Below are 6712 nucleotides of genomic sequence, written 5' to 3'. Positions count from 1 at the left end.
TCATTATTGGGCAACAGGCCCGGGGCCTGCCGTCACAGTGGTGGCAGGCCGCAATGTTCAGGAACAATACCCGGCTCCACCTCCAGCGTCACCCCGAAGGTGCCGTGAACCTCCTCCCGGATCCGGGATGCCAGCGCCATCACCTCTTTGCCCGTGCCTCCGGAATGGTTGACCAGCACCAGCGCCTGTTTGTGGTGAACCCCCACCGTCTGATTCTTGTAGCCCTTCCAGCCACAGCGTTCGATCAGCCATCCCGCTGCCAGCTTTACCTGCTCATCCTCGGCAGGAAAGGCCACCATATCGGGCCATTCCTGCCGCAGGCCTTGCCAGACGGCCTCAGACACCACGGGGTTCTTGAAGAAGCTGCCGGCGTTGGGCAATTGCTGGGGGTCAGGCAATTTGCGCCGGCGCAGAGCCATAACCGCTTCCGTTACCTCCAGTGGCGACCGGGGCTGAACACCGCCAAACCACTGGGCCAGCTCTCCATAACCGGTTCGATATTCACCACGCCGGCTCAGTCGGAGCCGTATTTCAAGAATCAGATAACGCCCCGGCTGCTGCTTGAACAGGCTGTCCCGGTATCCGAACTGGCAGTCCTCTGGCTTCAGCAGGCGTTCCTGCTGAAGCTCCCTGTCCCAGACTTTGACACTGACCAGTGTGTCGGCCAGCTCCATGCCGTAAGCACCGATATTCTGAACCGGTGCGGCTCCCGCCGTGCCCGGAATCAGCGCCAGGTTCTCGATGCCCCGATAGCCGGCGCGGGCCGCATAGAGCACGGCGTCGTGCCAGTTCTCACCGGCCGCCAGCACCAGGGTTGCACCCTGCTCATCCACCGCAGTCCAGCGCCGGCCCCGTATTGCCATATGCAGCACCAGGCCCTGGAAGTCGTCACAAAACACCAGATTGCTGCCACCCCCCAGAATCAGCAGCGGCCATTGTTCGGTAGCGGCGAGCTCAAGTCCGGCCAGGGCCTGCTCCACAGTGGTGGCGGCCAAAAAATAGCGGGCACGGGCCGGCGTTGCCATGGTACTCAAGCTGGCCAGGTCGACCTGTTTCTTCAGGGTTTCAGGGCTGATCACGAAAGGTTTTTCCGGATGTCCACCAACAGGGCCTCGCTGGCCTCCTCAATCAGATCCAGCACCGTGTCAAAGCCGGCATCACCGCCGTAATAGGGGTCGGGCACCTCGTCTGTGGGGTGCTCGGGGAGCACGTCCAGGAACAGCTGAGGCTCGGTGCCACCCTGTTGATGCCAGATATCACGGATATCCGCCAGGTTCTGGCGATCCATGGTCAGGATGTAATCGAAGGCTTCGAGGTCTGAAGCCCGGAACTGGCGGGCCCGCTGGTGACCTATGTCGATACCACGCCCGGCCGCAGCCTGACGGGCGCGCTCATCGGGAGGATTCCCCACATGCCAGTCGCCGGTGCCGCAGGAATCAATCCGGACCCGGTCCGCCAGCCCCTCACGTGCCACCACCGCCCGGAAAACACCTTCCGCTGTGGGTGAACGGCAGATATTACCAAGACAGACAAACAATACGCCCACGGGACGACTCATGACGGATTCTCCTGTGACATCAGCATTGATAATCGTGCCAGGTCTTCCGGGGTGTCCACGCCGGCGGGCGGAGCGACCTCGGCCTCACTGACATGTATGCGGGCACCATTATACAGCGCCCGCAGCTGCTCGAGAGACTCGGTCAGCTCTGTCGGTGCTGCTGGCCAGCGCACGAACTGATGCAAAAGACTGGCCCGGTACCCATAGATTCCGATGTGTCGCCAGGCCCGGTAGGACGCCGGCAAGGCCACCGGGACTTCTCCCTGGTGCCAGTGATCACGGGCCCAGGGCATGGGTGCGCGACTGAAATAGTGAGCGAATCCCTGATGATCAAACACCACCTTGACCACGTTCGGGTTGAATAATTCCTGAGGACTGTGAATACGCTCACACAGGGTCGCTATGGCCGCCTCGGGAAAGGTTTCCAGCGCATCGGCCACCTGATCAATCAGCTGTGGGGGCATCAGGGGTTCGTCGCCCTGCACGTTCACCACCCGGGCATCGTCTGCCAGGCCCAGAAAGCTTGCCACTTCCTGCAGGCGGTCAGTACCACTGGTATGGTCCGGTGATGTCATCACCACTTCCGCACCAAACCCCTGACAGGCCCGGACGATACGCTGGTCATCTGTCGCCACCACCACCCGGCTCGCCTTGCTGGCACAGGCACGCTCGTAGACGTGACGGATCATGGGCTTGCCGGCCAGATCCGCCAACGGCTTGCCCGGCAAACGGGTGGACCCGTACCGGGCCGGAATTACCACGGTATAACTCACAGCCACACTCCCATCCAGAAGTCCCGCAAAGGCCAGACAACGGCCACCATCAGACCGGCTGGCCCGGTTTCCGGTCAAGACGTTCATCGGCGGTCAGGGTACGGGCCTCTGACGCCAGCATTACCGGTATTCCCTCACGAATCGGAAAGGCCATACCGTCGGCGTAGCAAAGCAGCTCGTGCCGGGCTTTGTCCAGTGTCAGTTCCCCTTTGCACACCGGGCAGGCCAACAGTGAAATCAGTTGTTTGTCCATGGCTATCTCTCAGTTCTGGCGGGAAGCACGGGGCCCCGCGCCGTTCAGGTTCTGACCATTCAGGCGTGCCAGCAAGGCGGCGCCGAAACTGTCCGGAAGTTGTGCCTCCACCTCCAGAATCCAGCACGCCGGGTGGCCATACTGGCGGGCTTTGACCGCGTCTTTTGCGGTAATAATGACAGGCCCCTGGCCGGGCAACAAATCCGCCGGCCGGAACCGGTGATGATCCGGCATACCGACACCGGTCACCCGAGCTCCCAGGGAGCGCAGGGTGGCAAAGAAACGCTCGGGATTGCCGATACCGGCAACCGCGCTGACGTCCCGCCCCGATAACCAGGACAGAGGCTGTTGCTCGGCGGTCATCAGATTGGTCAGCGCCACGGGCTCCAGGTTCATGGTAAAGCGGGAGTCATGGCCCGGAACTGCGGCACCGGGAGCACCGTTAACAACCACAAAATCCACGTTTTGCAGCCGACTGACCGGCTCCCGTAGCGGGCCAACCGGTATCGGTGCACCGTTGCCCACGCCCCGGGCGCCGTCGAACACAGCGATTTCCAGAGTCCGGGGCAAGCGGTAATGCTGCAGACCATCGTCACACACCAGAATATTGCCAAGTTCCTGCTGCAATGCCCACCGTGCGCCCCGCAACCGGTCCGGGTCGACGACCACCGGGCAGCCGGTCTGGGCGGCAAGCATCAGCGGCTCATCGCCCACCTGATCAGCAGAAGCCGCAGAGGTTACCAGCACGGGAGCATGAATACCTTTGGCGCCATAGCCCCGGGTCAGAATGACCGGGCGCCAGCCGTGCTGCTGCAGCAAGTGGACCAGCCAGGCCGTAAGCGGCGACTTGCCGGTGCCACCGGCGGTGATATTGCCGACAACTATGACCGGTACTGGCAGGGAATCCTGGCTCTGCTGCAGCTGGTCACGGCGGCGGCGGGTAATGGACCGGTACAGGCAGGCCGCCGGCCAGAGCGGCCAGAGGGGACGCCCGCGACCGTACCAGAGCCGGTCTACCGCGCCTGTCATGGCTCCTCGCGGAACTGCATTTGATGCAACTGGGCGTAGGCACCGCCCAACGCCAGCAATTCCTGATGGGCACCGGATTCGATGATCCGGCCATTCTCCATTACCAGAATGCGGTCGGCTTTTTCGATCGTGGACAGACGATGGGCAATCACCAGCGTGGTACGACCTTTCATCACCGCCTCCAGTGCTTCCTGAATGTGACGTTCGGATTCCGTATCCAGCGCGGAAGTGGCTTCATCGAGGATCAGGATGGGCGCATCCTTGAGCAACGCCCGGGCAATGGCGAGGCGCTGGCGCTGACCACCGGACAGCATCACGCCATTATCGCCGATCATGGTATTGAGGCCCTGGGGCATACGCTCGATAAATTCCATGGCATGTGCCTTGGCAGCCGCCTCGCGAATTTCCTCTTCGGAATGACCTCCCAGCGAACCATAGGCAATGTTGGAGGCAATGGTGTCGTTGAAAAGCACCACGTTCTGGGTTACCAGAGCTATCTGGGCCCTCAGTGAGGCCAACCGGAAATTCTTCAGGGAATGTCCGTCAATCAGGATGTCACCCTCAACAATCTCGTAGAATCGTGGTAACAGACTGACCATGGTGGATTTTCCACTACCTGACCGCCCTACCAGCGCCACACTTTGTCCGGCGGGTATATCAAGAGTTATCTGGTGCAGCACGTTGTCCAGCTGCTCCTGATAGCGGAATGTCACATTGTCAAAGCGGATGTTCCCCTCCACCCGTTCAAGTTCGAGTGTACCGGTATCCTGTTCCGGCTCCTCATCGATAGTGGAGAAGACGTCTTCGGCCGCAGCGACACCTTTCTGAATCGTGGCATGAACGGAGGTTACCTGACGTATCGGTTTCGCCATGGTCGTTGCCGCTGTAATAAACGCGACCAACTGGCCGGTTGACATGGAGCCACGGATTTCCGGGGACAACATGACCCATACCAGAGAGGCAATGGCGATCGCCACCAGCACCTGTATTACCGGCACACTGATGGCCTGGGTCGAGGCCATCTTCAGACTCTGCTTCAGGTTTTTATGACTGACTTCTTGAAATCTTTCACGCTCATAATCCTCACCACCGAAGGTCCGCACCACCCGATAGCCGGTAATCGACTCCGAGGCCACATGGGTGATATCCCCCATGGAACCCTGGATACGTTGACTGATCTTGCGGAAGCGCTTGCTGGCATAACTGACGACGCCCGCGATCAGTGGGCCTATGGCCAGAAAGACCAGCGTGAGTTTCCAGTTGGTGTAGAACATGAAACTCAGCAAACCAACAATAGTGAGGCCTTCCCGCAGGGTGATGGTGACTGCGTTGGTGGTGGCTTCCGCCACCTGTTCCACATTGAAGGTCAGCTTGGACACCAGGCGCCCGGACGCGTTGTTGTCAAAATAACGGGAAGGCAGTGTCATCAGCCGGTCGAACACCTGGTTGCGCAACGCGTTAACCACCTGCCGGCCAACGTAACTGATGAAGTACTGACTGAGAAACGTACCAACCCCCCGCAACGAAAACACCCCGACAATCAGCAGGGTGATCATTATGCGGTTTTCCTGGGTGGGATTCTGAATGGCCTCAATGACGTATTCCATGGCCGCCGCCATTCCCGTAGAGGCGGCGGCATAGATGACATTGCCTACGATAGCCAGGCTGAACGCCAGCCAGAATGGTTTGACGTAGGCCAGCAGGCGACGATACGTCTGCCAGTTGGACACTTCTTCAGATGGAGTCATTCACCTGCCTTGACGGTCAGCGGTCATCCGACGTCCGTTCGGTGGTTATACTCAGCCGGGAAAACCCGAGCTGGCCGGCAACATCCATGGCCCTGACGACAAATTCATGGGGAGTGCGGGCGTCTGCCGTAATGATAAACGGCAAGCCCGTATCGCCTTGTGACACTTCTTGTATTGCCTGTTCCAGGGTGTTTCGGCGGTTATTCACCAAGGTGCGGTCATTGACCACATACAGGCCTTCTGCACTGATGACCACGTCAATCAGTTGCACTTCGGTTTCGACCGCCTCACCCCGGGCTTCCGGAAGCTGGATATCGAGATGGCTCTCACGGGTAAAAGTAGCCGAGACCATGAAAAAAATCAGCAGCAGGAACACCACATCAATCAGCGGTGTCAGATCTACGCCGATCTCCTGGCTACGCTGGCGCTTGAACTTCACGGCCGTCAGGCTCCTTCGACGTCGATTTCACGATCACCGTGGACCACTTCCACCAGGCGAATGGCTTCCTGTTCCATGCCAACCACCAGAGCATCTACCCTGCGGATAAAATAACGATGAGCGATCAGCGCAGGAATGGCTACGCTGAGGCCGGCCGCCGTGGTAAACAGCGCTTCCGAGATGCCCCCCGACAATGCCTGGGCATTGCCAAGACCAGTCGACTGGATTTCGGTAAAGACCTTGATCATACCGACCACGGTACCCAGCAGGCCCAGCAGCGGCGTGATGGTGGCAATAGTTCCCAGGGGGTTGAGAAACCGCTCCAGGTCATGAATGACCTGGCTGGCTTCCTGCTCGATGCTTTCTTTCATCACCTCACGGCCATGTTTGGCATTCATGAGGCCGCTGGCGAGAACCCGTCCGGTAGGCGAAGACACCTGCAGCGCCTTGAGCTTGCGGCTGTTCAGGTCCTTGCTCTTGATCCAGCGCCACAGTTCCGCCATCACATCCGGCGGGGCAACCCGGGTCGGCCGCAGGGTCCAGAACCGCTCCAGAATAATGGCCAGTGCCAGGATGGAGCATAATACAATTGGCACCATCAGAATGCCGCCGGCTTTCAGAAGCTCAAACACGCTTGGGTCTCCCTGATCTGTTACAAGCGGCGCTACTTTAGCATAGCCTCAGGATTCGGCCACACCCGCAACCACCGGGATGGGAAGAATTACTCATTATCGACTACGGGTTCCGCGGGCCGGAACCAGTACGGGACCTGGTCACGCCACAGCGTCACCTGTGCACCCCGTTCTTCAAGACGTAACCTTATGGCACCGGATACTGCCGTATTGAGCAGGCCACTGCCCGCCGTCCGGTAACGGGCAACCACATCCGGATGCGGATGTCCGTACCGGTGCC

9 protein-coding genes are annotated in these 6712 nt (G+C 59.8%); all 9 read right to left on the bottom strand.

Annotated features, from left to right (window positions below; translation table 11 throughout):
* Positions 1 to 32 precede the first annotated feature (32 nt).
* On the bottom strand, positions 33 to 1079 hold the full coding sequence (murB, locus tag AAC035_RS16990; RefSeq protein ID WP_339806240.1) for a UDP-N-acetylmuramate dehydrogenase: 1047 nt from the start codon (positions 1077 to 1079) through the stop codon (positions 33 to 35).
* Positions 1076 to 1558: a low molecular weight protein-tyrosine-phosphatase gene (locus AAC035_RS16985; RefSeq protein WP_339806238.1), complete on the bottom strand. Its 483-nt coding sequence runs from the start codon at positions 1556 to 1558 to the stop codon at positions 1076 to 1078. Before AAC035_RS16985 ends, murB begins: the two co-directional genes overlap by 4 nt.
* Positions 1555 to 2331, bottom strand: coding sequence for a 3-deoxy-manno-octulosonate cytidylyltransferase (kdsB, locus tag AAC035_RS16980; RefSeq protein ID WP_339806242.1), 777 nt, complete (start codon positions 2329 to 2331; stop codon positions 1555 to 1557). Before kdsB ends, AAC035_RS16985 begins: the two co-directional genes overlap by 4 nt.
* A gap of 49 nt (positions 2332 to 2380) precedes the next feature.
* The gene (locus tag AAC035_RS16975; RefSeq protein WP_339806236.1) at positions 2381 to 2584 is read right to left on the bottom strand and encodes a Trm112 family protein; all 204 of its coding nucleotides are present in this window, start codon (positions 2582 to 2584) and stop codon (positions 2381 to 2383) included.
* Positions 2585 to 2593: 9 nt separating this feature from the next.
* Entirely contained in the window at positions 2594 to 3613 is a 1020-nt protein-coding gene (gene lpxK, locus AAC035_RS16970) for a tetraacyldisaccharide 4'-kinase (protein ID WP_339806235.1), read from the bottom strand.
* Positions 3610 to 5361, bottom strand: a complete 1752-nt coding sequence (gene msbA, locus AAC035_RS16965) for a lipid A export permease/ATP-binding protein MsbA (RefSeq protein ID WP_339806234.1) — start codon at positions 5359 to 5361, stop codon at positions 3610 to 3612. The genes lpxK and msbA overlap by 4 nt, the downstream gene beginning before the upstream one ends.
* 16 nt (positions 5362 to 5377) lie before the next feature.
* Positions 5378 to 5800, bottom strand: a complete 423-nt coding sequence (locus AAC035_RS16960) for a biopolymer transporter ExbD (RefSeq protein WP_339806233.1) — start codon at positions 5798 to 5800, stop codon at positions 5378 to 5380.
* Positions 5801 to 5805: 5 nt separating this feature from the next.
* Complete coding sequence (locus tag AAC035_RS16955) at positions 5806 to 6432, bottom strand: MotA/TolQ/ExbB proton channel family protein (protein ID WP_339806231.1); 627 nt, start codon at positions 6430 to 6432, stop codon at positions 5806 to 5808.
* A gap of 89 nt (positions 6433 to 6521) precedes the next feature.
* On the bottom strand, positions 6522 to 6712 hold a 191-nt coding region (locus AAC035_RS16950; protein ID WP_339806230.1), incomplete at its 5' end, for a hypothetical protein.

The sequence above is a fragment of the uncultured Marinobacter sp. genome (genome assembly GCF_963974375.1).
Taxonomy (GTDB): Bacteria; Pseudomonadota; Gammaproteobacteria; order Pseudomonadales; family Oleiphilaceae; genus Marinobacter.
Note: the sequence above shows the minus strand (reverse complement) of the source record. Positions and strands in the feature narration are given on the sequence as shown.

What these genes read in the sequence shown, in the direction of transcription:
- lpxK (WP_339806235.1), bottom strand. Translation starts at nt 3,613, where the DNA reads ATGACAGGCGCGGTAGACCGGCTCTGGTACGGTCGCGGGCGTCCCCTC.
- AAC035_RS16985 (WP_339806238.1), bottom strand. Translation starts at nt 1,558, where the DNA reads ATGAGTCGTCCCGTGGGCGTATTGTTTGTCTGTCTTGGTAATATCTGC.
- msbA (WP_339806234.1), bottom strand. Translation starts at nt 5,361, where the DNA reads ATGACTCCATCTGAAGAAGTGTCCAACTGGCAGACGTATCGTCGCCTG.
- AAC035_RS16975 (WP_339806236.1), bottom strand. Translation starts at nt 2,584, where the DNA reads ATGGACAAACAACTGATTTCACTGTTGGCCTGCCCGGTGTGCAAAGGG.